Here is a 25017-nt window from a genome sequence, read left to right on the forward strand (position 1 = left end):
CGCAGGATAGCCTCGATGATCTGGGGGGCCGTCTTGTTCTGGTAGATGCGCGTGGTCCGGACGAGTTCGAGCCGCGCGGCCAGTGGCCGGAGCACGATTTCGTAGGCGAAGAAATCGCGCGTGCGCTTCGTGCGTGAGAACGCCGATATCCACCCCGCGAACCGGCGCGGTTCGCTGCCGTCGCCGGGGTCAATGACGAAGGTCGCATCACAATTGAGGTATTCAGCCCGGTCGAGTTCCAGCGGGTGGGTTAGCCGGATCGTGACGGTATAGAGATCTCCCAATCGCTCCACTGCCTCGAACGACACCACCGACAGTTCCGCCGCGCTGGCCGCGCGCGGAATGTCCAGATGGTAAGCCTGGCGCCCGGGCATCCTTGCGCCGTATGCCTCGAATTTGTCGATAACGCCCATGTCTTCTCCGTTGTCACGCCTGCCGCTTCGCGGCAAGATTCCTGGCGGATTGGTTGCGCACGCCAGGAACGAAAAGTGACTAGGTGCTTTGCACCGCGGCGCACCACGCAACCACGTCTATTCGAAGTCCGGGCTGCAAAACACCGTGAGCTTGGCGCTCCGGCCCGATTCGGCAAACATGCTACTGGGTGAGTGCGGAGAGGATCAATCGGACGTGTCCTATTCTTTGAGGAAATTTAAAAAAATTCCTTTTATGGATTACGGTGCAGTCGCAATGCCAAAGATGGAAGGCGGGGCCGCAGGCCGGCTTTCTCGGCATGGCATGGCCTTCGTGAGACGCCTTTCTGGCGGCGTGCGCACAGCTACGGCAGTACGGCGGCAACCCGTGAAGCGATGACGAAATACCAATTGTTATTCGAAAATCGGAATGCAAAATTCCGTGAAATTTCTCGATACGCTCTGGTGCGGCAGGCATGCTACCGGTAATTGCCACAATGAACATTCGGAAATTTCCCATTCTTCGATGGGAATTTTCGGATATGCGCCTGACCAAACTACGCATTCCTCAGTTAGCGCGAGCCGGGGCGCGGACAGCGCCTGCACGGCAGGCATCGCCCAGTCCGGCCTTCGGGAAAACACGCGGTGCACGTTCATGCACTTTGCGCCATGGCACCGTATTTCGAAGCGCTCCCGCCAGCTCGGCGCGCCACGGGAATGAGGCTGCGCCGGTAACGACACTGTGCAACGCCGCCTCGCCCCGCTCGTGCATCACATGGGCCCGGAGATGCGCTGCATGGGCGTTGCTGGGATGGGCTACGATACAGAGACCGCGGACGGTGAGGCTGATGCAGCGCAACATTCGCACCCGACGTCTTCGCATCCCCTACCCTATGCCAGACACGCCCCTGTCTCCGCCAGGAACGCTGATACGCAGCCGCCTCGTCAGGCGCATCGCGATTGTCGTGGCGATACTCGCAGGCATCGCCGGCACAGGCTGGTACGCAAACCGTACCAAGCCGGTAGCGGTAACGACGGTCAGGGTCGAGCAGGGACGAGTCGAGGCCACTGTCGCCAACACCCGGGCAGGCTCGGTGTCAGCCTGCCGGCGGGCGAAACTGGCGCCGCCGGCGGCCGGACGCATCGAGGTGTTGAATATCCACAAGGGTGATCGGGTGAAGGCTGGCCAGATACTGCTCATCCTCTGGAACGAAGACCTGGTCGCGCGCGAACAGCTCTCGCAAAACCAGTTGCTGACAGCCACCGCGCACGTGCGCGAAGTGTGCGAACTGGCCAAGGCGGCGGCAAGCGACGCCCGGCGCTCGCGGGAACTGGTGGGGAAAGGCTTCGTCTCGCCCCAGGCGGTGGAGCGGACCGATGCCGACGCCGACTCCAGGCGCGCCGCGTGCGAGTCCGCGAAGGCGCAGGTGAAGGAGGCCGGGGCGCGTATCGCCGCCTCGCGCGCGGATACTGCGCGCACGGTGCTGAAGGCGCCTTTCGACGGCGTGGTGGCCGAAGTCAACGGTGAGATCGGCGAATACCTGACGCCCTCGCCGCCCGGCATCCCGACGCTGCCCGCCGTGGACCTGATCGACGACTCGTGCCTCTATGTATCCGCACCGATCGACGAGATCGACGCGGCACGCCTGCAGGTAGGCATGCCGGCGCGCGTCACCCTGGACGCCTATCGGGGCAGGCATTTCGAAGGCAAATTGCGCCGCATCGCCCCCTATGTCCTGGCACTGGAGAAGCAGGCCCGCACCGTTGAGGTCGAGGTCCAGTTCGACAGTCCCGACATCGTCCGCCATCTCCTGGTGGGCTATAGCGCCGATGTGGAAATCGTGACCGATGCCCGCGACCAGGCGCTGCGCATCCCTACCGCTGCACTGACATCCGGCAACCGCGTGCTGGTGTTGAATGCCGCCGGCAGGCTGGAGGCGCGCAAGCTCGACACCGGGATTTCCAACGCGGAGTTCACCGAGGTGACGGCGGGGCTCAAGCGCGGCGAGCGCGTCGTCACGTCACCGGAACGGATTGGGCTCCAGGCCGGCATCGCCGCTGTCGAGGAAAAACAGACTACCGTGGAGACGCGAGCAAAATGATCCGGCTCGACGGCATCGGGCGGACTTTCGTGCTGGGCGGCGAGGCCGTGCATGCGCTCCATGGAGTCGACCTTGCGGTTGCTCAGGGAGAGTACCTCTCCATCATGGGCCCATCGGGCTCCGGCAAGTCAACCTTGCTAAATATCCTGGGCCTGCTGGATCGAGCCGATACAGGTACTTACCAGTTGGATGGCCACGACGTGACCGCGCTGCCGGACGACGAACTGGCGCGCCTGCGGCGTGAGAAGATCGGCTTTGTATTCCAGTTCTTTCACCTGGTGCCGCGCCTCACTGCCGCCGCAAACATCGAGCTGCCGATGGTGCTCGCAGGGATGGACCCGGCCGAACGCCGCCGCCGCGTTGACGCGCTGCTCGGCGAGTACGGCCTGCAAGACCGCGCCAGGCACCGGCCTGACGAACTCTCGGGCGGGCAGTGCCAGCGGGTTGCCATCGCCCGTGCCATGGCCATGCGCCCGGGGATGATTCTCGCCGACGAGCCCACCGGCAATCTGGACCGGCATACCGGCCAGGAAGTCATGGCCGTGCTGGAGGGCCTGCATGCACAGGGTGCGACGCTGATCGTGGTCACGCACGACCCGGAGATCGGCGCCCGTTCCCGGCGCAGGCTGCGCATGGTGGACGGCGGCATCGCCGGTGACGAGCCGCGGCAGGATAGCCATGCGGCTCGCTGACGTTCTCGGTTTCACCTGGCAGGTGCTGCGCGGCTACCGCTCACGCAGCCTGCTGATCCTGCTCGCCATGGGAATCGGTGTCGCCGCCGTGGTGACGGTGAGCGCGCTCGGCGAGGGAGCAAGGCTGTATGTGGTGAACCAGTTCGGCTCGCTTGGCACCAACCTCGTCATCGTGCTGCCCGGGCGCAGCGAAACGGCCGGCGCGGCGCCGGGGATCGTGCTGGGCGCAACCACGCGCGACCTGACGCTGGACGATGCGCTCGCACTCAGGCGCAGTCCCGCCGTACTGCGCGTCGCGCCGCTCATTGTCGGGAACGCGGATCTGCATGTCGGCGCGCTACGGCGCGAAGCGCCAGTGCTTGGGTCCACCGCCGAATTGCTGGCGGTGCGCCATATGGCACTAGCCCAGGGCAGCTTCCTGCCCGAGGGCGATCCGCACCACGGCCAGCCCGTGTGCGTGATCGGCACCAGGGTGGCGATGGAGCTGTTCGGCACGCGCCAGGCGCTGGGTGAATGGCTGCGCATCGGGGACCGGCGCTTTCGCGTGATCGGGCTGCTGGCCGGCCAGGGCGAATCGCTGGGCTTCAACACGGACGAACTGGTCATCGTTCCCCTGTCGGCGGCCCAGGCCCTGTTCAATACCGACTCGCTGTTCCGCATCCTGATCGAGGCGAAGGCCCGCGAGCAGATCCAGGGCGCCAGGGCCGACGCCGAGGAGATCATTCGCCAGCGTCACGAAGGCAAGCGCGACGTGACCGTCATCACCCAGGACGCGGTGCTCGCCACGTTCGACCGCATCCTGCGCGCGCTCACGCTGGCGGTGGGCGGCATCGCAGCCATCAGTCTCGCCGTGGCCGGCATTCTCATCATGAACGTGATGCTGATTGCGGTGACCCAGCGGCAGCGCGAGATCGGACTGCTCAAGGCGCTCGGCGCCACCGCCGGCCACATCCGGCTGCTCTTCTTCACCGAGGCGGTACTGCTGGCACTCGGTGGCGTGGCCGCGGGCCTGGCTGTGGGCGAAGCCGCGTGCAGGCTTGCAGTACGGCTCTATCCGGCGATTCCCTTCACCCCGCCCTGGTGGGCCTTGCTGGGGGCGCCGGCCATCGCCGTCGTGACCGCCATCGCCTTCACCGTGGTACCGGCCCAACGCGCGGCAAAGCTGGATCCGGTGCAGGCTCTGTCTGGACGATGACCCATGCGCTACGCGGACCTCATCCAGTTCACCCTCGCCTCCCTGGCTGCTCACCGGCTACGCACCTTGCTCACCGCGCTGGGCATTGCCGTCGGCATTGCCGCGGTCATCCTGCTGACCTCGATCGGCGAAGGGCTGCATCGCTTCGTGATCGAAGAGTTCACCCAGTTCGGCACCAATCTGATCGGCGTGACGCCAGGCCGCACCCAGACCCACGGTGCTTCGCTCGGGTCGATCAACACCGTGCGCCCACTCACGATCGAGGACGCCATCGCCCTGCGCCACGCCCCCCACGTGCGTGTGACCAACCCACTGGTGCAGGGCAATGCCGAAGTCGACTACCTCGGCAAGAGCAGGCGGGTGACGTTGTATGGTGTCGGGCCCAGATTCACCGAGGCGCTGAGCATGCGCGTGGCCTCCGGCCAGTTCCTGCCGGATGACGATCCGCGCGCAGCGCGCACGCTGGCGGTACTCGGCGCGAGAGTGGCGCGCGAACTGTTCGGCGGCGACAACCCGCTGGGAGCGCGCATCCGCGTAGGCGGTGAACGCTATCGCGTGGTGGGCGTGATGGAAGCGAAGGGGCAGATGCTGGGCTTCGACCTGGACGATACGGTCTATATACCGGCCGGTCGTGCCCTGGACCTGTTCAACCGGGAAAGCCTGGTCGAGATCGAAGTCACCTACGATCCCACCGCCCCGCTCCCCGACGTGGAGGACGGCATCAAACGCCTGTTGAGCGCGCGCCATGGTGCCGAGGACTTCACCGTCACGCCCCAGCAGAAGATGCTGGAGGTGTTCGGCACCGTACTCGATGCCATTACCTTCGCGGTGGCAGCGATCGGCGCCATCTCGCTGATCGTGGGCGGCGTGGGGATCCTCACGATTCTCACCATCGCTGTGGCCGAACGCACATCGGAGATCGGGCTCCTGCGCGCCATCGGTGCGACCGAGGCACAGGTCATGCTCCTCTTTCTTGGTGAAGCCGCGGTGCTCGCTGCCATCGGCGGCATGGCAGGACTGCTGCTGGGATGGGGTATCGCGCAGGTGCTTACGGCGGCGTTGCCGGCGCTGCCGGTCCACACACCGTGGTCCTACGCTGTGCTGGCCGAGTTGCTGGCGGTGGTGATTGGTCTGGCTGCCGGAGTGCTGCCGGCACGCAGGGCGGCACGGCTTGCTCCGCAGGAGGCCTTGCGGTCGGAATAGAAACCCGAACTGCAGATTTCTCAGCCCCCCCCCGGTGCACGCTCCGCATTGTGGTGAGGCGCCCCAGGCCAGCGGGCCACCGGCTGCCTGAATAGGGGTTTATGCCAGCTTTTCGCCGGCTTCGGGTTGCGGTCTACTGGAAGCGAATCAAGACATGGCTGGAGCGTGGATCGGTACTGCCGTGGCAGCCATTTCCTTCCAGCCGTTGATTCCTACTTCAGGAGACAACACCATGGTGACCAAGCAGGACGATGCCTTCATTTTGAAGAACCTTCTCGCGCTGGCAGCAGTGGAGGCGCTCGGCGGCGCAATTGCGCTAGGGTTCGCCTTCAATCTCCTGACCTGACTGAAACGACAACGGAAATCCTCCGTCGTGTTCAGGTATAAAAGGTATTAAATAGAATTAAAGAATATTTAAAGCTCCCCGGCACTGGTTGCAATCCAGCCAGTTTCCGGGGATCTCTGTCGTCGGGGACCTGCATTTCCGATACCGCCGCACCGTCCGCTGCCGGCGGAATCCCGAAGCGTTTCGCTCGCGAATTCCCCGCCGGCACCGCCAGGTCAGTTCAGGCTTCCCGGGTTCTGCGCCGCGGCCTTCTGCTTGGCCTTGGCCGCAAAGTACGAGCCAATCTGCCTCTGCGTAACCTCGCCCTTCTTCTTCGTATCGATCTTGTCGAAGTTCTTGTAGACCTCCGGCATGCCGGCTTCCGCCTCCTCGCGGGTCAGCTTGCCGTCGTGGTTGGTATCGGCGGCAGCGAACTTTTCCGCGAATTTCGCTTTCGCTTCCTTTGCATTCATGGGCGCCTGAGGCGCGGCTTGCGGTGCGGCCTGAGGTGCAGGCTGTGGCGCCGGTTGTTGCGCGCCGACGGCGCCAGAGGCGAAGAATGCAACCAGCGCCAGGCTGGCGGTCAACAGTAGCCGTGGAATCATTGGAGTCTCCTGGAACACTTCGATGGTGAGGCCTGCCGGTCCTGCCGTCGTCGGCGGCCGGATGGCTTTTGCAGGGCCCGGCAGCAATCGATCCCCCGGGCCCCGGCTAGGATCATCGTCGGCTTTCCGATATTGGGGAATTTAGATATTTCGGTATCCGATATTAGAGTTTTACCGGGAGCGGTGGTGACGCGCAGCAATGCGCGCTGGCGAGTCACGACCGGGTGGCCCCCGCATCGCGCGCCCGCCCGAGCAGGAACTCGCGCTCGCGGGCGTTGCGCGTCATGCCCGCCGCGCGCTCGAATTCGGCACGGGCCTCATCCAGACGGCCCAGCTTGAACAGCAAGTCCCCGCGCACGCTGGGCAGCAGGTGGTACTTCGCCAGCGCCGGTGCGGCAACGAGCGCATCGACCAGTTCCAGGCCGGCTTCGGGGCCGAAGGCCATGCCGACGGCCACCGCGCGGTTCAGCGCCACCACCGGGGACGGCGCTACCTGGGACAGCGCATCATAGAGCGCGGCGATCTGCGCCCAGTCGGTCTCCTCCGCGCTGGGCGCGCGGGCGTGGCAGGCCGCCAGCGCCGCCTGCAAGGCATAGGGCCCGAGCGCGCCGCCGAGTTCCTCCGCCCGCGCCAGCGCGCCCAGCCCGCGCCGGATCAGCAAGTGGTCCCAGCGGCTGCGATCCTGGTCGGGCAACAGCACCGGGCGGCCCTGCGCATCCACCCGCGCATGCGTGCGCGAGGCCTGGATCTCCATCAGCGCCACCAGTCCGTGCACCTCGCTTTCCTCCGGCACCAGGCCAGCCAGCGTGCGGCCCAGGCGCAGCGCTTCCTCGCACAGCGCGGGGCGCATCCAGTCGTCGCCAGCCGTGGCGGAATAACCTTCGTTGAAAATCAGGTAGATCACCTCCAGCACCGAAGCCAGGCGCGGTGCCCGTGCCTGCGGGCCGGGCACTTCGAAGGGCACGCGGGCCGCGCCGAGGGTGCGCTTGGCGCGCACGATGCGTTGGGCGATGGTGGCCTCCGGCGTGAGAAAGGCACGTGCGATTCCCTCGGTGGTCAGCCCGCCCAGCAAGCGCAGCGTCATGGCGACCCGCGCATCCGTGGAGAGCACCGGATGGCAGGCGGTGAAGACCAGCCGCAGCAGGTCGTCGCCGATATCGTCCGCACGCGCGGCGTCCAGCGCATCGACAAAATCCGGTACCACGTGAGCCTCCATCGCTTCGAGATCGTGGCCGATCTGCTCGTGCTTGCGGGCGTGCAGTGCCTGCTGGCGCAAATGGTCGAGCGCGCGATTCTTCGCCGCGGTCATGAGCCAGGCAGCGGGATTGTCCGGCACGCCGGTCTCGCCCCAGTGCTCCAGCGCGGCAACGAGCGCGTCCTGCGCCAGTTCTTCGGCTAGCCCCACGTCGCGCACCACGCGCGCAACGTGGGCGATGACCTTGGCGGATTCGATGCGCCAGACGGCTTCAATCGCCCGCTGCGTCGGTGTCGTCGTCACCATGCGCTTCAGGCCGCGCTGGTCGCGCCGGGCGCCGAGGGCTCCATATACACCAATTCCCAGATATGCCCGTCGAGATCATCGAACCCGTGCCCATACATGAAGCCGTGGTCCTGCGGTGCGCGCGGCGCCGTTGCGCCGGCGGCCACGGCTTTGGCGACCAAGGCGTCCACCTCGGCACGGCTTTCGCAGGAGAGGCAGATCAGCACTTCCGTGCTGTCGGAGGTATCGCACAGCTTGCGGGTGGTGAAGGACTTGAAGAATTCATGCTTGAGCAGCATTGCGTAGATGTTCTCGCCGATGACCATGCAGGCGGCATTGTCGTCGGTGAATTGCGGGTTGAAGGTAAATCCCAGGCCCTTGAAGAAATCCTGCGAGCGCTGCAGGTCGGCCACGGCAAGGTTCAGGTAGATTTGCTTATGCATGATGTTGTCCTTGGAATCCGGAATCGCGTGTTGGCGTGCATGCCTGGAGATGGCCGGGGCTTACCGGGCCGCCGGCGCCTCGGCCAGCGTCTTCAGGTTGACCAGGCCTTCCTCGAAGTCCTTGCCCACCATCTTGTCCATGTTGAAGACCAGGTGCACCAGCTTGGCGAAGAACGGCACGGCGCCTTGCATCGACCACGTGACGCGCGTGGCACCGGCCTCCGGCCTGAGCGTGAATTCGGCGGTGTTGTGGGCTTCGAACGGCTTGAAGAAATCCAGCTTCATCGTGACCCTGGAGGCCGGCACCGTGTCGACGATCTCCATCCGTCCCACGCCCACCTTGTCGCTCTCCCAGGCATAGGCGGCGCCCTGCCCGCTGCGCGTGCCGCCGTAGGTGCCCTTGAGCGCCGGGTCCTTCTTTTCATACGGATTCCACTGGTTGAAGCTGTGCAGGTCGTTGATCAGCGCGAACACGCGTTCGGGCGGCGCCTTGACGCTGGCGCTGCGTTCCACGCGGAAGGTATCGGGGCGCGTGGCGGTGAAGATCAGCAACAGGGCGACGGCCGAAAAGGCGACTAGCAGGATGGTCTTGAGCATGATGGGTGTCCGAGGATTGGCTGGCTGGGAGGGTTTCGGGTCTGGCGCCGGGTTCAATGCTGGCCCGCGCCAATGTCGCGCAAGCGCTGCACCGACGGGCTGGGACCGAAGTCTTCCAGCTCGAACAGCTGCCGTACCTCGATCTCGCCGTCGGCCAGTTCGCCGTGCGGCGAGGGAAAGCGCCGCGCCCATTCCATGGCTTCATCGCGGCTGCGCACCTGGATCAGCGTGTAGCCCGCCACCACTTCCTTGGTCTCGGCGAACGGTCCGTCGATGACCGTGCGCTGTCCGCCGGCATAGCGGATGCGCCAGCCGGCGGAGGTGGGCTTGAGGCCGGCGGCGTCCAGCAACACGCCCGCCTTGGCCAGTTGCTCGTGATAGGCCGCCATCGCGGCGAAGAGGCCTTCTTCCGGCATCGTGCCGGCTTCGCTGCCTTGCGTGGCTCTCACCAGGATCATGAATCGCATTGCAGTTCTCCTTGTACTCGGGGTAATCCGTTGTCGGTAGCAAGCCTTGCCGTTTCGGTGGCTCTTACCGGTACGACGAACCACGCGCGCCCTGATCGACACGCAATGCGAAAAAAATCCCCGACGCAGGGTAACTACCTAATCTGCGCCACGCCGCGGTCCCCCTGCGGCCTTACATGAAGCAAGGGCCAACCTCGCGGACTTCCACGGTGCACCACGCCGCGGCGGGGCATTCGGCGGCGATGGCGATGGCTTCGTCCTGCGTGGCGCAGTCGATCAGGAAGTAGCCGCCGATCATTTCCTTGGCCTCGGCGAACGGGCCGTCAAGCAGGTCGCGCCGCCCCTCCCTCACCTGCACGCGCACACCGTTGGTTTCCGAGGTGAGGGAGTTGACGCCCAGCAGCGCCCCGCGCGCATTCAGGCCTTCGGCAAAGCGCTGCATGCTGGCGTAGGCTTCGCGCCCCTGTTCCGGGGTGCGCCCGGCGCGCTGGCCAATCGGCTCGACGATGAGCAGCATGTACGGCATAAGGTCTCCAGTTCGTCCAATTCATTGATGGGTTTTGCTTACCGCCCCACATCCTGCACGCCTCTGCCGCCGGCCGCAAGCGGCCGGCGCGTTACATATGGGCGGGGAAAATTTCTGGCCGTTAATTGCAATAATGAAAAGCGGAGAACATTGGCCTGTGCGGGATTACCACTTACCATGTCGACCTTGCTCCACTCGGCATTCAGGACGGCCTTTCATGACTGCATCGCGCCAGCCAACCAACCATCCTTCGTACTTCATCGAAGGCGATACCGTGATCTGGTCATACAACGACCGGCCGCTCTGGGGGAAGGACGGCAACCCGCTGCCCATCGCCCGCCCGCAGGCATTTCGCTGCATCGACGGACGCTGGTTCACCGACGGCGAGCACGTCATCGTGCAGGCCCAGCAAGGCAGCGGCACGGCCTGGTACTACTTCTACCGGATCGAAGACGCCGATCTAGCCACCTTCGAAGTCCTGAACGAGCGCTACGCCCGCGATGCGCGCCAGGCATACATCATTACCGGCAAGACCATCCGCACCCGCAGCCCGCAGGCCTTCCGGCCGCTCACCTACCAGGGCTGGCACTGGCCAGAGAGCGGCCCGCTGCAGCCGGTGGCCTGCACGCATGCTTATTACGCGGTGGACGCAGAGTCGGCCTACTTCAACGGCAAGCGCGTGATCGGCGCCGACGGCGCCACCGTAGTGGGCCTCCCGGGCAACTACATTGCGGATGCCGGGCATGTCTACTACTTCGGCCAGCGCATCGATGCCGACCGCGCCAGCCTGGTGGTGGCGCCCAATGGCGACGGGCCGCTGCGCATGACCGACAAGACCGGCCCGATCGACGAAGGCAAGCGCAGGACCGCGCTCGACCAGGACGAGGTGGAGCGCTGGCGGGACTTCTTCACCGCTCTCCCCACGCTGCAGGATTACTGGTGGCACCGCCTGCAGGCGCCAGCCGCAGAAGCCACGCCAACGCGCGATGTGCGATACGACGGCCATCGCCTCACCGGGCTCGATCCGGACACCTTTGCCGCGCGGGAACTGCCCGTCGGCCACGGCCTTACCGGCGTGTTCTGTGGCGACGCGCACGGTATCCACTGGCTGCACCGGTACAGCGAAGGCTCATGCGAACTGACCCCGCTTTCCTCGCGACCGATATCCAGCTTGCAAGCGCTGGGGGACGGCTATCTCAGCGACGGCGCCAGCGTGTTCTACGCACCGAACCACTATGAAACGCCGCAAGCCCTGCGCAAGGTCGATCCCGCCGGCTTTACCGTGCTGCAGCACTCGTGGGCCCGGGATGCCAGCCGCGCCTTCCATCGCGGCAAGGCCAAAAAAGGCGTGAACCCCGATACCTTGCGCATCGCAGGCTGCTACGCGTGGGACGACGCACAGTTGTTCTGCGACGACAAGCCGCTCAAGGTCGACGCGCCGCACGATACGCTGCAGGTGCCCCACCCCGGCTTCCTGCTGGCCGGCGAGCAGCTCTTCTTCGGGCGCCGCCCGGTATCGGCCAGGCGCGTGCACCTGCCCACCCTCGAATTCCTCGACGCCGACTTCGCGCGCGACCGTAAGCACGCCTACATCGTCGGCTATGTGAACCTGGTGGCGATCGACGGCGCCGATCCGGCCACCTTCCGCGTGCTGGGAAAGGGCCGCGCCGCCGACTCGGCGCGTGAGTATGACGCGGCGGCACTAAAGGAAGCGAGCGCGCCGGCAACCGACTAACGGTGGCTAGCGACACTACATCCAGCAGGATGGGCCGCGCGCCACATGTCACGCAACCGTCATGCGCGCGCCATACAATCGGCGGCTTCCCAATAGTCCGAATGCCCTGGCGATGCCTGACGTTCCGGTTGACTCACACTTGGCTCGTTCCCGCTTTCGGCAGCCCTGTGCCGAGGATCTCTGCGTCACCACGCCATCGGTGACCACGGAGCAGAACAACCAGGAAGTGCTGGATGTGTTCGGCAAGCACCGGGACCTTGCCAGCCTGCCGGTGACCGAGAACGGCACGCCGATCGGCCTGATCAATCGCGCGATCTTCATGTCGCAGATGAGCAAGCCTTATCACCGGGAGCTGTATAACCGCAAGAGCTGCATCGCCTTCATGGACAAGGAGCCGCTGGTGGTCGATGCCGCGATGAGCATCGAGGCCCTGACCTTCAAGGCGGTGGAGTATGGCGAGAAGGCGCTTGCCGACGGCTTCATCATCGCGCGGGACGGCCGCTTCCTTGGCATCGGGCATGGCTTGCAGCTGATGCGCGTGGTCGCGGACATGCAGGCCGAGAAGAACCGCCAGATCATGCACAGCATCGACTACGCCAGCACCATCCAGCGTTCGATGCTGCGCCCCTCGCGCGAGGCGCTTGCCAAAACGCTTGGCGACGCCAGCCTGGTGTGGGAGCCACGCGATGTGGTCGGCGGGGATTTCTATCACTTTGCCGCCTTTGAAGACGGCTGGTTCGCCGCGCTGGCCGATTGCACCGGCCACGGCGTGCCGGGCGCGTTCCTGACCCTGATTTCCTCGTCCATCCTGATCCAGGCCATCGAGCAGCGCGGCCCGCGCGACCCCGGTGCGCTGCTGGCGGCGGTGAACCGTGGCATCAAGCAGATGCTGGGCCAGATCGATGGCGACGACGACACGCCCGGGTCCAATGACGGCATGGATGCGGCGTTCTTCTGGTTCGACAACGCTAGCCGGCGGCTCGCGTTCGCCGGTGCCAAGAGCGCCTTGTTCGTGCTGCAGCCCGGCGACGAAGAAGGCGAGATCCTGGACGGCGAGCGCATGGGCGTCGGCTATGTCGACACAGACCTGGACTTTGCGTGGCGGAACCGCGTGATCCAGACCCAGCCTGGCGGCGTGGTGTTCGTGACCACCGACGGGCTGATCGACCAGATCGGCGGCCCCAAGGAGATTGCCTTTGGCAAGCGCCGTATCCGCGAAGCGATCCGGGCAAGCCGGCATGCCTCGGCGGCTCAGATCAACCAGGCGGTGCTGGATCAGTATCGCGCATGGCAAGGCCATCATCGCCGCCGCGACGATCTCACTTTCTTCTGTTTTCGCGTTCAATAGTTCGCGTTCGATAGTCCAGATATGAACGGTAATTCGATTGACAACGAATATGGCCCATTCTTTGAAATGGCCAGGGAACGCAACGTGATCTTCTACTACGTCGGCTATTTCTCCCAGAACATCATCGCGGCGATGTCGGATGCGGTGCGGCTGCAACTGACGGTAAGCGGCGTGGACGGATCGACCCGGCGCAAGCTCTTCTCCTCGTTCGTGGAGATGGCGCAGAACATCGTCCATTACTCGTCCGATGCGCTGACCCCGCCCACGCAGGACAGCAACCAGCTGCGGCACGGCTCGGTCTGCATTTGCATGGTCGACGACCGCTACCGGCTGATGTGCTCCAACCCGGTGGCGGTCGCCAGGGTGGGACAACTGCGCGCCGCGCTGGAGCCGTTGCGCAGCATGACGCTGGACCAGATCAAGCAGGCGTACAAGGAAACCATGCGCGCGGAGGCGCCGGAAGGCAGCAAGGGCGCAGGCCTCGGTTTCCTGACGGTGGCCCGCGACGCCAGCGCGCCGCTGGAGTACAGCTTCCAGCCTATCGATACGGACCCGGTCTCGACCATGTTCTTCCTCACCGCAACCATCTGAACAATCTGAACGGGATCGAAAGGGAATCTGATGGAAAACCTGTTCATAGCCGCCACGCCGACCTCGCCCGAGGTGAGCTTCGATTTCAAGCAGCACACCCTCTCGCTCAGGGGCGAGTCCTATCCTGAGAATGCCGCCGTGTTCTACGGCGACGTGATTCTGCGCCTGCGCAAGTACCTGGCTGCGTGCGAGGATACGGAGGTCACCGTCCACGTTGCGCTGACGTACTTCAACAGCTCCAGCACCAAGGTGCTGTTCAGCATGTTCGATGCCATGAACGATGCGGCCGACAAGGGCAACCGGGTGACGTTGCACTGGTATCACGACGTGGACGATGACACCATCCTGGAATTCGGCCAGGACCTGCACGCCGATTTTCCGGCCATCGCATTCTTCGACCACGCCACGACGACAAGCTGAGYCGCGCATGACCGAGCCAGATCTTTTCGAGTCGGAAAACAGCGTCCTGGCCGGTGCCAGGGCGGTATTCGCCAATCCCGATGCCGGCGCCCAGGCGTACCGCGACACGCTCGGCGACCTGATTGGCCATTACGAACGGCTGATGCGCGAGACACGGCGCCTGATACGGCGCAGCGACCGCGAAGAGCTGGAAATGAACCGGCTCAACCACCGGCTGCAGGACCTGGCGCGCGAACTGGAGTTCCGCGCGACGCGGGATACGCTCACTGGCGCGCTGAACCGCGGCGCCATCATCGAGCGGGCCGGGACGTTGCTTGCCGGCGGCAGCCTGTCGCTGATCGTGCTCGACATCGACCACTTCAAGCGGGTCAACGACACGCTTGGCCATCCGGTGGGCGACGCCGTGATTCGCGGTGTCGTCGACTGCCTGGAGCAAACCGTGCCGGACGGCGGGCTGATTGGCCGGGTGGGCGGCGAGGAGTTCGCCGCATTGCTGCCGGGGCGCACGCTCGACGCCGCGGTCAAGCTCGCGGAACGCATGCGGCTGCATATCGCCAACCACGCGTTTGCGCTGCCCCGGAGCCTGCAGGTGACGGCCAGTTTCGGCGTGAGCTGGAACCCGCCCGGCACCAGCTTCGAACAGGCCTATGCCCGCGCGGACGAGGCGCTGTACCAGGCCAAGCGCAGCGGCCGCAACCGGGTGGTCAGCCTGCGTGAATCCGATCTCGTGCTGCCGCTGCACTAGTCGCCAGCGGCGCGAGAATACCCGCTCAGGCAGCCAGCGGGAAGCTGGTGTCGAACGTCGTCCGTACATCCAGCCGCTGCTTGAGCAGCCCGGCCTTCAGGTAGAAATCCGCCGTGCGCTGCTGCTCGGCGATCAACTGCGCATCGATATTGCGCCATTGCGTATGGCGCCGTTCGAACTGCAGCCTCGCCGCCTCCGGCGGGATGCCGACGATGCGCGCCAGCGCGGCGGAAAAGCTGTCCACATGCTGGTACGACCACACTTGCGCGCGCACCACGCGCTGCAGGAAATCGCGCAGCACTTCACGCTTGGCAGCCAGCGCGCTGTCCGTCACCGCCAGGTAGCTCAGCCCCGACCACAGCCCGCGTCCGCTGACCAGCACGCGTGCGTGGCCGCTGGTCTCGGCCAGCGCGGTGTAGGGCTCCCAGGTGGCCCACGCATCGACCGAGCCGTTGACCAGGGCAAGCTTGGCGTCCGCAGGCGGCAGGAAGCGCAGGCTGGCATCCTCTGGCTTGAGCCCGGCCGATTCCAGCGCCTTCAGGGCGACGAAATGGCCGATGGAGCCACGATTGGTGCCGATGCTCTTGCCGCGCAGGTCCGCCGCCGTCTTGAGTGGCGAATCGGCGCGCACCAGCACGGCGGTGCCGAACGGGTCCGAGCGGTTGGCGCCGATGATCTTGATGGGCGTGCCGGCGGCCAGCGCGAAAATGGCGGGCGCGTCGCCGATCGGGCCGGAATCCACGGCGCCCGCATTGAGCGCTTCGGCCAATGGCGCGGCGGCCGGAAACTCCGTCCACTGGATGTCGTAGGCGAGGCCCTTCAGCTCGCCGGCGCTTTCCAGCAGCGCCCGCAAGCCGCCCTTCTGGTCGCCGGCCTTGAGCACGGGCCGCCCCTGGGCGGAAACGGAAAACGGCAAGGCGCCGCTCGCGGCAGCCGCCGCGCCGTAGCGCAGGAATTGTCTTCGTGATGTCGTCATGGTGCCGCTCGTCATCCCCTTCAGGCCGCCTTGCGGCCGGCGCCGGTGGCGGCACCGCGCTGCGCCACCAGTTCGCGCACGCGCGGAATCAACTCGCGGCCATAGTCCACGGCATCCTCCAGCGGATCGAAGCCGCGGATCAGGAACGTGGTCACACCAAGGTCGTAATAGTCCAGCAGTGCATCGGCTACCTGCTCCGGCGTGCCGACCAGTGCCGTGGAGTTGGAGCGCGCGCCGGTCAGCCTGGCGATCTCCGTCCACAGGCGCTTGTCCACGCGCGGGCCCTTGTCGGCGGCGGCCAGCAGGCGGCGCGCGCCTTCGCTTTGCTGCGGGCCGCCCTGCTCCAGGCCGGCCGCCGCGCGCAGGCGGCGCGTTTCTTCGAGGATGGCATTGGCGCGGGCCCATGCCGCCGTCTCGGTTTCCGCCAGGATCGGCCGGAACGAGACCGAGAAGCGCACCTGCCGCCCATGCCTGGCGGCTTCGGCGCGCACCCGCGTGGTGATGTCGCGGACCTGGTCGAGCGATTCGCCCCACAGTGCGTAGACATCGGCATGACGTCCGGCAACTTCAATCGCCGCGTCCGAAGCACCGCCGAAGAAGATCGGCACATGCGGCTTCTGGGCCGGCTTCACTTCCGAGAAGCCCTGGGTAAAGCGGTAATACGTGCCTTCGTGGTCAAACGGCTTGTCCTCCGTCCAGACGCGCCGCAGGATGCCTAGGTATTCATCGGTACGCGCATAGCGCTCGTCGTGGCCGAGGAAATCGCCGTCGCGCCGCTGCTCCGAATCCGAGCCGCCGGAGATGAAATGCACGCCCAGCCGGCCGCCGCTGAACTGGTCGAGCGAAGCAATCTGCCTGGCCGCCAGCGTGGGAGCGGTAAAGCCCGGACGATGCGCCAGCATGAAATGCACCCGCTCGGTCACGGCTGCCGCGTAGGCGATGGTGAGTGTGGCGGAAGGGCCGGTGGAGTGATGCGGCACCAGCACGCGGTCGAAACCGGCGTTCTCATGCGCTTGCGCAAACGCCCGCACATAGTCGCGATCCACCGCCGGGCCGCTGGCCGGATGGATTTCCGACTGCTTCTGGCTCTGGATCATGCCAATGATTTCCACGCTCATCGTAGGCTCCTGTTCCTGGTTCTCGGTAACGCCGCGGCGCCGGGATGAAAGGCGCCATGCGGCTGGAACATGAACTTACCCCGTGGCGGTTCAATCCTTAAGGAATAAGAACGCGTGTCGATATGCKGTTTTGCGCGGGAGCCCGGGCGCGGTACCGGGCGGCGCCTGCGCGGTTGGCATCGAAGCCGCCGAAGGCTGTCTCTGCGCGGCCGCGCGATCAGCCGGCAGCAGCGCTCTTCAAGCCGTCCGACACACCTTGCGCCGAGTCTTTGCACCACTGCCTGGCGCCGAGCGGGCTGCCTTCAATCCCTTCTTCCTTGCCGTCGGACAGCCTCACCTTGCCGCGCAAACCCGCAGCCTCGCTGGCATCGCCCCCGCTCGTGTCGACGCCGGGAAGCCCCGCCATCAAAGCCACCATCTTCCTGGCGTTCTTGATGCTGTCCGCTTTCAGGAAGCCCTTTCCGACACAGTAGCTGGTGAGGCCAGCGACGTTGCGGGACATCTCATACATACCCTTGAGCACAGCCGGGTCCGCCTGTGCGTGAGCCGGTGCGGAAAGCCCGATCGTGCCGGCGGCCATCAGGAATACTGAAATCTTCTTGTTCATATCTCGCTATGCATCCATTCAAATGCAGGGTTATTCGATCCACCTGTCGTCGTCGCCGCCACCGTCATCCGTGGCCGGCTTCAACTACCCGGCATTACCAAGTATACTTTTAATCACATGAGGCTTCGCAGCCTTCCGTCAAAACGGGCGCTCCGGCGTCCGTTTTACTTGTTACCCGGCCTGACATCGTTACTTTTTCCGCTCACCGCATGACTCTTCGATTTCGTCCCGCCCACTGCGCCGCACTGGCTTTGCTGCTCTCCACCCTCGGCGCCGCGCCCTATGCCCTGGCCGCCGATGCCGTCCTGGTCCTGGACACCAGCCCCAGGGAAACGAGGGATGCCCCCGCGCTGGATCTCGCCGTGACCCGGTTTGCGGGCAACGCGTCCGGTACCTACTACTGGGAGGATGGCTTGCTGGCCGAGCAGATCCTGTCCGGACTGCAGTCGCGCACCAACCGGGCCGAACAGGAACTCCCCGACGGCCAGCGCCTGTTGTCGTCGCGCCGCCAGTTGTCGGACGGCGCCGAACGCGCGGCCGTGCTGGTGGACGGGCGCGGCGACGTGCTGGCCGCGGCGCTGGTGCACCGCGAGTGCGGCAAGAACGGCTGCCAGGACGACGAGCACGGCCTGCTGTCGGTCTTCCTGCGGCCCGGCTTCGATCGCGCCAAGGCACAACCGCTGGTGACGTGGAGCCAGGACGTGCCCGAAGACCTGCAGACCGACGGCGGCGAGAAGATCGCCAAGGTGGAGACCATCACGCTGGATGCCGGCAACACGACGGCCAAGCCGATCAGGCTCACCAAGGGATTCTCGCCGCAAGTGCCGCTGTACCCGCGGGCAATCGTCCATCGCACCGCGCAGGATGCCTTGAGCAACGCCAAGGCCAGGCGCGTGCTCAGGCTGCAAACCACCGACAGCATCGAGCAGGTGCTGGCCTTCTACAAGCAACTGACGCCGCCGCTGCAGGATGCCGTGTCCGACCTGGATGGCAATACCGGCTTCATGGCAGGCAAGCGCAAGGGGGTGGCGTTCACCGTCAACCTGAAGCAGAACAAGCACTTCCCGACCATCACCAACATGGAGGTCGAGATCAGCGAATGATCCGGCTGCCGGGCGGCGAGGGACCCATCACATGCCGTTGTCGCCTTCCACCTTGCCGATCGAGGTCTTGATCCTGCCGGCGACAGCGGTGCGCAAGCCCTTGACGGAGTAGGCCTGCGCTTGCGCATCCTCCTCCGGCTTGCACACCCACAGTTGCGCGAACAATCCGTCCTTGGCGGAGTAGCCGCCGAACCAACCAGGCGGCCGATGTACCAGCGGTGCCCGACCCGGACGGGCATGTCGGGCATCTCGCCCGCGATATTTGTGCCTCCCGCGCCATGCCAGACGCGCCCGCTCGCGTGACGGCTCCCCATTACCCTATCCTTCGCCCCCCCATCCGCTCGGCCGATGCCGGCTTTCGCATAAGCCCGCCGAGCCCGCACCCCTGAAAATATACTTATGCCACTAAGTATATTCCCTTGGTTTTCGTTCTGCCTTCTTGCCATCGCCGCCCCACCTCATTATGCTTAGTCAACTAAGTTTTATTAACCAAAACAACCGATGTGCACGACCGACCCTACCCGGGAGACGTCCGCCAGGAGTGCCCAGAAATGATCACCAAAGAAGACAACGAACTGCTGTGCCGCGTCGAAGGCGACGCGCCGATGGGACAACTGATGCGCCGGCACTGGACTCCGGTATGCCTGATCGAGGAGGTTTCGGAACCTGACGGTGCGCCCGTGAAATCTCGCGTATTCGGCGAAGACCTGGTGGTATTCCGCGACAGCGATGGTCGGGTCGGCGTGATGGACGAATACTGCCCGCACCGCCGCGCCTCTCTGGTCTACGGGCGCAACGAAGAAGGTGGATTGCGCTGCCTCTACCACGGCTGGAAGATGGACGTCGCGGGCAACGTACTGGAGATGGTTTCGGAGCCCCCCTCGAGCTGCATGGCTCAGAAGGTCAAGCACAAGGCGTATCCCAACAAGGAATGGGGCGGGATGGTATGGGCCTATATGGGCCCGGCCGATTCGGTACCGGAATTCACGCCGCCACAATGGGCGCCGAGCGAAGAGACCCGGGTGAGCATTGCCAAGGTGCTCCTGCCATGCAACTGGGCACAAGTGCTCGAGGGAGCGATCGATTCGGCCCACAGCTCCAGCCTGCACAGCTCCGATATGGTTCCGGCACGGGTGAGCAGCGCAAAGGCCACCTCGAACCTCTGGCTCCGTCCCTCGACCGACAAGGCGCCGCGCTTGCAGGTGCAGCGCGGCGGCTACGGATTCCGCTATGCAGCCATTCGCCGGCCCATCCAGCAGGCGCAGACCCACGACTACGTCCGCTCGACCGTGTTCGTTGCCCCCGCGACGGCATTGATTCCTCCAAACAATCTCTACAACGTCGCCAACGTCAACGTCCCGATGGATGACACGAACACGGCGTTCTACTTTATCGCCTGGGGCCATCCTGCGCAGACACCCGAGACCGAATCCTGGCGCAAGTTCCTCCGCCAGACCGTGGGCGTCGACCTGGACCCGTCCTACCGGCCGCTGCGTAATATGGAGAACCGCTTCTGGCAGGATCGCCAGGCCATGAAGGCTGGCAACTTCACCGGCATCTCAGGCTTTCCCAATCAGGACGTGGCAATGTGGCTGACCATGGGGCCGATTGCTGACCGAACCCATGACCGGCTCGGTGCCAGCGATCTCGCCATCGTCGAGTTCCGCAAGCAGATGCTGGATGCCGTCAAGGCCTTTCAGGAAGGCGGCGAGGCGATCGGCACCGGCACCAACGCGGTTCCCGCCGACGTCTGCGCGTTCCAGGCCGTCGTGCCGAAGTCGGACGACTGGCGGACCTTCGCTGTCTCCTACGTATGGGCCGATGGCCAGGACCGGCCGGAGTTCGAGCCCTCTTACTCGATCACGGCGTAGGACGCTCCCGGCGCCTTTCCATTCATCAGACCCAGCCCCCGGAGCCATCGCACGATGACAAAACTACGCCTTTCCGTCGCCATGGGCGACTATGACCGCACCCGCGCCCTGCTCGATGGCCGCATCCAGATCGACGGCGTCGATCCGGTCTACATGACCCTCACCCCCGAGGAGATGTTCTTCCGCGCGATGCGCAGCCAGGACTTCGATATCACGGAGCTTTCCTTCTCGAGCTATCTGGTCAAGCACTCGCGTGGCGACTGCCCGTACATCGCCGTCCCCGTCTTTCTCTCCCGTGCTTTCCGCCATACGTCTATCTATGTCCGCAAGGACCGCATCAAGCGGCCCGAAGACCTGAAAGGCTGCCGCATCGGCATCCCCGAATACCAGCTCACCGCGCTCGTATGGGCGCGAGCGATCCTCCAGGACGAGTACGGGGTCCACCCGTCCGACGTCACGTGGGTGCGCGGCGGCATCGATACGCCGGGCCGCCCGGAGAAGATCAAGCTCCAGTTGCCGCCCGACGTTCGCGTCGAGCCCGCGCCGGAAGGACGCACGATCTCGGACATGCTCGACCGCGGCGAGATCGACGGCTTTATCGCGCCCCGGCCGCCTGGCGCCACGGCATTGCGCAACGAGAACATTGCCTGGCTGTTCGATGATCCCACCGCGGAAGCCAAGGACTATTTCCGTCGCACGGGTGTCTTTCCGATCATGCACGTGGTTGGCGTCCGGAAGACCCTGGCGCAAGCCCATCCCTGGCTTCCCGGCGCGGTGTTCAAGGCGTTCAACCAGTCCAAGGCCCACGCACTCGAACAGCTGTCCGACACGTCGGCGACAAAAGTGACCATGCCCTTTGTCGAAGAGATGCTGAAGGGCGCGCGCGAGACGCTCGGCGAAGACTACTGGTCCTACGGTGTTCAAGCGAACCGCCGGACCCTGGAAACCTTCGTACGGCATCACCATGGCCAAGGACTGTCCGAGCGCCCGGTCCCGGTGGAAGACATCTTTCACCCGTCCACCTACGAGTCATACAGCATTTGACAAGATCGCGCGCGCGGATGCATCGGGGGAGTGGACCGGGAATCGCTGCGCGCCATCGACCTGTCAATGCGGTTCGACGCCTGAAATGAGAGATTTATGACGACCATCACACAGCCCCTCGCCGATACGCGGATGCTCTTGCGTATCGCCCGCATCCATGACCCGGCGGAAGGGATCCGCAGCTTCGAGCTCGTGCAGCCCGATGGCACCGACCTGCCTCCTTTCACGCCAGGCTCGCATATCAAGGTGCAGACGCCCAACGGCCTGCCGAGGAAGTACTCGCTGTGCAACGACCCCGCGGAACGTCACCGTTACATCATCACCGTGAAGCGTGACGCCGACGGCCAGGGCGGCTCCGTGAGCCTTTGCGACGACGCCAGGGAAGGCGACCTGCTTCCCGTTGGCGTGCCGGAGAATGCATTCCCTCTCGTCGGCAATGCCAGGGCGTTCATCTTCATCGCCGGTGGCATCGGCATCACGCCCATCCTGTCGATGATCCGCAGCTTTGGGGAACTGTCGACGGCCAAGTGGAAGCTCTACTATTTCACGCGCTCACCGGAGACCACCGCGTTCCTGGATGCGTTGCAGGCACCCGAACTCCGGGGCAAGGTAACGATCCATCATGACTTCGGGGATCCCGACAAGGCATTCGACCTGTGGCCGGTGCTGGAGCAGCCGTGCGACACGCACGTCTACTGCTGCGGGCCGCGCGGGCTGATGAACGCCGTGCGTGACATGTCGGGTCACTGGCCCGCCACGAAGATCCACTTTGAGAGCTTCAACGAGGGAGGCGAGGTGCGCGTGGACGACAAGCCGTTCGATGTTGTGCTGAACAGTACCGGACAGCGCTTCGAGGTTCCGGTGGGCATGAGTATCCTGAATGTCCTGCGTCAGCATGGCTGCGAGGTCCCTTCTTCCTGCGAGAGCGGAACCTGCGGTACTTGCCGCACCACGCTGGTGGCGGGCGAGGCGGACCACCGTGACATGGTCCTGATGCCGGAGGAACTGGAAGGCCAGGTGATGATCTGCGTCTCGCGTGCGAGAAGCGCCGAACTCGTGATCGAGCTATGAAACGAAAACCTGACGGAAAGGTGCGCCTGGGCGTCGTCGGACTCGGCCGGGCATTCTCGCTCATGCTGCCCACCTTCCTCGCGGACGAGCGTGTGGTCCTCGCCGCCGCCTGCGACCCGCGTGACACCGCGCGCCGGCAGTTTGCGCGCGATTTCGGCGCCCCGGTGTACGAGGACCTGTCCGAGATGGCATGCTCGCCTGCCATCGATGCAGTCTACGTAGCCAGTCCACATCAGTTTCATGCCGCCCACGCATGCCTTGCCGCGGCGAATGGCAAGCACCTGCTGGTCGAAAAGCCGATGGCATTGTCGATGGCGGAGTGCGACCAGATGATCGAGGCGTGCGCTCGGGCCAACGTGCAAATGATCGTCGGGCATTGCCACAGCTTTGACTCGCCCTACCTGCACACGCGTCACCTGCTCGACTCGGGCCGCTTCGGCGCGGTGCGGATGATCCACGCCCTGAACTACACGGACTTTCTCTACCGGCCGCGGCGCCCGGAGGAACTTCAGACCGAGGCTGGCGGCGGAGTTGTCTTCAGCCAGGCGGCGCATCAGGTCGACGTGGTCCGCCTGCTCGCCGGTTCCCCGGCCAGTCGGGTCCGGGCGACGCTTGGCCAATGGGATCCATCCAGACCGACCGAAGGCGCCTATTCCGCCATGCTCTGGTTCGAGAACGGGAGTTATGCCTCCCTGACCTATAGCGGCTATGGCCGCTTCGACTCGGACCCGTGGAACGGCGGATTCACCGAAATGGGTTTCCCGGCCCACGAAGAGGACTACGGCAAGGCGCGGCGCAGGCTGGCCGGCATCGGCTCGGCCGAGGCGGAAACACGACTCAAGGCGGACGCCACCTACGGCGGGCCATCCTGGACATCGCCCGCCGGCGCGTCTCCCCCGCTCGCTCACCAGCACTTCGGGCCGGTCATCGTCAGCTGCGAGCATGCCGACATCCGCCCCATGCCAGACGGCATCTGGGTCTATGGCGATAGGGAACGGGAACACATCCCGCTGCCGGCACCGTCGGTGCCGCGTTTCGAGGTCATCGACGAACTGATTGACGCCGTCGTTCACGGACGGCGCCCAATCCACGGCGGACCCTGGGCAAAGGCCACGCTCGAAGTCTGCCTCGCGATGCTGTCTTCGGCGCGTGAGGCCCGGGACATCGAGTTGCCGCATCAGACTTACCCGACATAGCGGCGCACTATATAAAGAGAGGAGACACCATGAGACGCCCCCCCAACCATCTCGCACGGCGCAAGCTGTGCCGATGCCTATGCCTATGCCTGACGGCCGCCGCATTCGCCCCAACGGCGGCGCTGGCAGGCGCCGATTCCTGGCCTACCAAGGCGATCCGGCTGATCGTTCCCTATGCGCCGGGCGGTCTGCCCGACACCGTTGCCCGTATCCTGTCGCAGCAATTGACACAACGGCTGGGCAAGCCGTTCGTGGTCGAGAATCGTCCCGGCGCCAATGGCGTGGTAGCTGCGCAGGCGCTCAAGACGAGTCCCGCCGACGGCTATACCTTTCTGGTCACCGACGGGTCGATGATGACAATCAATCCTGCGATCTACAAGGATCTGTCCTATGAGCCCAAGCGCGATTTCGTGCCGGTCTCATTGGCGGCGAGATCTCCGCTGTTTCTAGCCGTCAATGCCCGTGTGCCGGCAAACTCGCTTCAATCATTCATTGCGCTTGCAAAGTCGAAGCCTGGCCAGCTCAACTACGGCTCGTCCGGCATAGGGAGCACGCATCAACTATCGATGGAAGCGCTGAAGGCCTCACTCAAGATCGATATCAGGCACATTCCCTTCCGCGGCTCCGGCCAATCCGTCCCGGCGCTGATCGGGGACCAGGTGCAAGTGGTGTTCGCCGCCTTGCCCTCGCTATCGGGCTTCGTGAAGTCTGGCCAGGTGAAGATCCTTGGCACCAACTCACTGCAGCGCTCCAAGCTCGCACCGCAGATTCCGGCGATCTCGGAAGTGGTGCCCGGGTACGACTACGCCGTGACCGTTGGCGTGCTCGCGGCGGCGGGAACGCCCGATGCCGTGGTGAAGCAGATGGCAGACGCCATCGCGAATGCCGTCAAGATGCCCGAAGTCATCGCGCAGTTGCACGTCGCTGGCATAGAGCCGGTGGGCGGGTCGAGCGCGGACTACGCCAAGGCACTCGGCGACGAGACAGCGCGCTATGCCGAAGCCATCAAGATGGCCCAGGTAGTCGCGGAGTAGCATGATCCTGCAGCGGATATCCGGCAATCACATCGCCGGTTCCGCTCGCGCGATCTCCACCTGCCGATCCGTGTCGGCGCAGCCCATTCCCGGCATGGTGTTAATATTAGGCT

26 protein-coding genes are annotated in these 25017 nt (G+C 64.9%); 15 read left to right on the forward strand and 11 right to left on the reverse strand.

Annotated elements, in window-relative coordinates:
* The coding region (locus AC1DT6_RS31325) for a contractile injection system protein, VgrG/Pvc8 family (RefSeq protein WP_477115194.1) at positions 1-413 on the reverse strand (413 nt) is incomplete at its 3' end.
* A 962-nt stretch (positions 414-1375) separates the two neighbouring features.
* Between AC1DT6_RS31325 and AC1DT6_RS31330 the strand changes: the two genes are divergently transcribed.
* The 4 genes from AC1DT6_RS31330 to AC1DT6_RS31345 are packed head-to-tail and all read left to right on the forward strand — an operon-like array spanning position 1376 to position 5602.
* A complete protein-coding gene (locus AC1DT6_RS31330; protein WP_441630279.1) occupies positions 1376-2512 on the forward strand; it encodes an efflux RND transporter periplasmic adaptor subunit in 1137 nt (378 codons plus the stop codon).
* Positions 2509-3204, forward strand: a complete 696-nt coding sequence (locus AC1DT6_RS31335) for an ABC transporter ATP-binding protein (RefSeq protein ID WP_441630281.1) — start codon at positions 2509-2511, stop codon at positions 3202-3204. Before AC1DT6_RS31330 ends, AC1DT6_RS31335 begins: the two co-directional genes overlap by 4 nt.
* Positions 3191-4399 (forward strand): ABC transporter permease, encoded by a 1209-nt coding sequence (locus AC1DT6_RS31340; RefSeq protein ID WP_441630283.1) that lies wholly within the window; start codon positions 3191-3193, stop codon positions 4397-4399. Before AC1DT6_RS31335 ends, AC1DT6_RS31340 begins: the two co-directional genes overlap by 14 nt.
* 3 nt (positions 4400-4402) lie before the next feature.
* The gene (locus tag AC1DT6_RS31345; RefSeq protein WP_441630285.1) at positions 4403-5602 is read left to right on the forward strand and encodes an ABC transporter permease; all 1200 of its coding nucleotides are present in this window, start codon (positions 4403-4405) and stop codon (positions 5600-5602) included.
* Between the two features lie 561 nt (positions 5603-6163).
* Here the strand turns inward: AC1DT6_RS31345 and AC1DT6_RS31350 are convergent.
* The 6 genes from AC1DT6_RS31350 to AC1DT6_RS31375 all read right to left on the reverse strand — a co-directional run bounded on the left by AC1DT6_RS31350 (position 6164) and on the right by AC1DT6_RS31375 (position 10045).
* A complete protein-coding gene (locus tag AC1DT6_RS31350) occupies positions 6164-6532 on the reverse strand; it encodes a calcium-binding protein (RefSeq protein ID WP_441630287.1) in 369 nt (122 codons plus the stop codon).
* 214 nt (positions 6533-6746) lie between these two features.
* The gene (locus tag AC1DT6_RS31355; RefSeq protein WP_441630288.1) at positions 6747-8033 is read right to left on the reverse strand and encodes an RNA polymerase sigma factor; all 1287 of its coding nucleotides are present in this window, start codon (positions 8031-8033) and stop codon (positions 6747-6749) included.
* 5 nt (positions 8034-8038) lie between these two features.
* Positions 8039-8455 (reverse strand): VOC family protein, encoded by a 417-nt coding sequence (locus AC1DT6_RS31360; protein WP_441630290.1) that lies wholly within the window; start codon positions 8453-8455, stop codon positions 8039-8041.
* A gap of 60 nt (positions 8456-8515) precedes the next feature.
* Positions 8516-9052, reverse strand: a complete 537-nt coding sequence (locus AC1DT6_RS31365; RefSeq protein WP_441630292.1) for an SRPBCC family protein — start codon at positions 9050-9052, stop codon at positions 8516-8518.
* Positions 9053-9105: 53 nt separating this feature from the next.
* Positions 9106-9519, reverse strand: coding sequence for a YciI family protein (locus tag AC1DT6_RS31370; protein ID WP_477103911.1), 414 nt, complete (start codon positions 9517-9519; stop codon positions 9106-9108).
* Between the two features lie 172 nt (positions 9520-9691).
* Positions 9692-10045: a YciI family protein gene (locus AC1DT6_RS31375; RefSeq protein WP_045242417.1), complete on the reverse strand. Its 354-nt coding sequence runs from the start codon at positions 10043-10045 to the stop codon at positions 9692-9694.
* A gap of 217 nt (positions 10046-10262) precedes the next feature.
* Between AC1DT6_RS31375 and AC1DT6_RS31380 the strand changes: the two genes are divergently transcribed.
* The 5 genes from AC1DT6_RS31380 (at position 10263) to AC1DT6_RS31400 (ending at position 14884) form a co-directional block, all read left to right on the forward strand.
* Positions 10263-11780 carry a DKNYY domain-containing protein gene (locus AC1DT6_RS31380; RefSeq protein ID WP_441630297.1) on the forward strand — a complete coding sequence of 506 codons (1518 nt, stop codon included), beginning with the start codon at positions 10263-10265 and terminating at the stop codon, positions 11778-11780.
* 112 nt (positions 11781-11892) lie between these two features.
* Positions 11893-13128, forward strand: a complete 1236-nt coding sequence (locus AC1DT6_RS31385) for a SpoIIE family protein phosphatase (protein WP_441630299.1) — start codon at positions 11893-11895, stop codon at positions 13126-13128.
* Positions 13129-13149: 21 nt separating this feature from the next.
* Positions 13150-13719, forward strand: coding sequence for a SiaB family protein kinase (locus tag AC1DT6_RS31390; protein WP_441630301.1), 570 nt, complete (start codon positions 13150-13152; stop codon positions 13717-13719).
* Positions 13720-13749: 30 nt separating this feature from the next.
* The gene (locus tag AC1DT6_RS31395) at positions 13750-14139 is read left to right on the forward strand and encodes a DUF1987 domain-containing protein (protein ID WP_035870302.1); all 390 of its coding nucleotides are present in this window, start codon (positions 13750-13752) and stop codon (positions 14137-14139) included.
* 7 nt (positions 14140-14146) lie between these two features.
* Positions 14147-14884, forward strand: coding sequence for a GGDEF domain-containing protein (locus AC1DT6_RS31400; RefSeq protein WP_441630303.1), 738 nt, complete (start codon positions 14147-14149; stop codon positions 14882-14884).
* Between the two features lie 25 nt (positions 14885-14909).
* Here the strand turns inward: AC1DT6_RS31400 and AC1DT6_RS31405 are convergent, their stop codons facing one another.
* The 3 genes from AC1DT6_RS31405 to AC1DT6_RS31415 form a co-directional block, all read right to left on the reverse strand.
* Positions 14910-15860 carry an ABC transporter substrate-binding protein gene (locus AC1DT6_RS31405; protein ID WP_441630305.1) on the reverse strand — a complete coding sequence of 317 codons (951 nt, stop codon included), beginning with the start codon at positions 15858-15860 and terminating at the stop codon, positions 14910-14912.
* Between the two features lie 20 nt (positions 15861-15880).
* A complete protein-coding gene (locus AC1DT6_RS31410; RefSeq protein ID WP_477103914.1) occupies positions 15881-16978 on the reverse strand; it encodes an LLM class flavin-dependent oxidoreductase in 1098 nt (365 codons plus the stop codon).
* 217 nt (positions 16979-17195) lie between these two features.
* Positions 17196-17585 carry a hypothetical protein gene (locus AC1DT6_RS31415; RefSeq protein ID WP_441630309.1) on the reverse strand — a complete coding sequence of 130 codons (390 nt, stop codon included), beginning with the start codon at positions 17583-17585 and terminating at the stop codon, positions 17196-17198.
* A 209-nt stretch (positions 17586-17794) separates the two neighbouring features.
* Between AC1DT6_RS31415 and AC1DT6_RS31420 the strand changes: the two genes are divergently transcribed.
* The gene (locus AC1DT6_RS31420; RefSeq protein WP_441630311.1) at positions 17795-18688 is read left to right on the forward strand and encodes a hypothetical protein; all 894 of its coding nucleotides are present in this window, start codon (positions 17795-17797) and stop codon (positions 18686-18688) included.
* Between the two features lie 27 nt (positions 18689-18715).
* Here the strand turns inward: AC1DT6_RS31420 and AC1DT6_RS31425 are convergent, their stop codons facing one another.
* Positions 18716-18853, reverse strand: a complete 138-nt coding sequence (locus AC1DT6_RS31425) for a hypothetical protein (protein ID WP_441630313.1) — start codon at positions 18851-18853, stop codon at positions 18716-18718.
* Between the two features lie 386 nt (positions 18854-19239).
* On the opposite strand from AC1DT6_RS31425, the gene AC1DT6_RS31430 reads away from it, so the two are divergent.
* The 5 genes from AC1DT6_RS31430 (at position 19240) to AC1DT6_RS31450 (ending at position 24904) form a co-directional block, all read left to right on the forward strand.
* Positions 19240-20559, forward strand: a complete 1320-nt coding sequence (locus AC1DT6_RS31430) for a Rieske 2Fe-2S domain-containing protein (protein ID WP_441630314.1) — start codon at positions 19240-19242, stop codon at positions 20557-20559.
* Positions 20560-20613: 54 nt separating this feature from the next.
* Positions 20614-21603: a substrate-binding domain-containing protein gene (locus tag AC1DT6_RS31435; protein WP_441630316.1), complete on the forward strand. Its 990-nt coding sequence runs from the start codon at positions 20614-20616 to the stop codon at positions 21601-21603.
* Between the two features lie 96 nt (positions 21604-21699).
* Positions 21700-22674 carry a PDR/VanB family oxidoreductase gene (locus AC1DT6_RS31440; protein WP_477103917.1) on the forward strand — a complete coding sequence of 325 codons (975 nt, stop codon included), beginning with the start codon at positions 21700-21702 and terminating at the stop codon, positions 22672-22674.
* Positions 22671-23870 carry a Gfo/Idh/MocA family protein gene (locus tag AC1DT6_RS31445; RefSeq protein ID WP_441630320.1) on the forward strand — a complete coding sequence of 400 codons (1200 nt, stop codon included), beginning with the start codon at positions 22671-22673 and terminating at the stop codon, positions 23868-23870. The genes AC1DT6_RS31440 and AC1DT6_RS31445 overlap by 4 nt, the downstream gene beginning before the upstream one ends.
* Positions 23871-23899: 29 nt before the next feature.
* Positions 23900-24904, forward strand: coding sequence for a Bug family tripartite tricarboxylate transporter substrate binding protein (locus tag AC1DT6_RS31450; RefSeq protein ID WP_441630322.1), 1005 nt, complete (start codon positions 23900-23902; stop codon positions 24902-24904).
* The last annotated feature ends 113 nt before the right edge of the window (positions 24905-25017 follow it).

The organism is Cupriavidus sp. 01L45, from assembly GCF_056399885.1.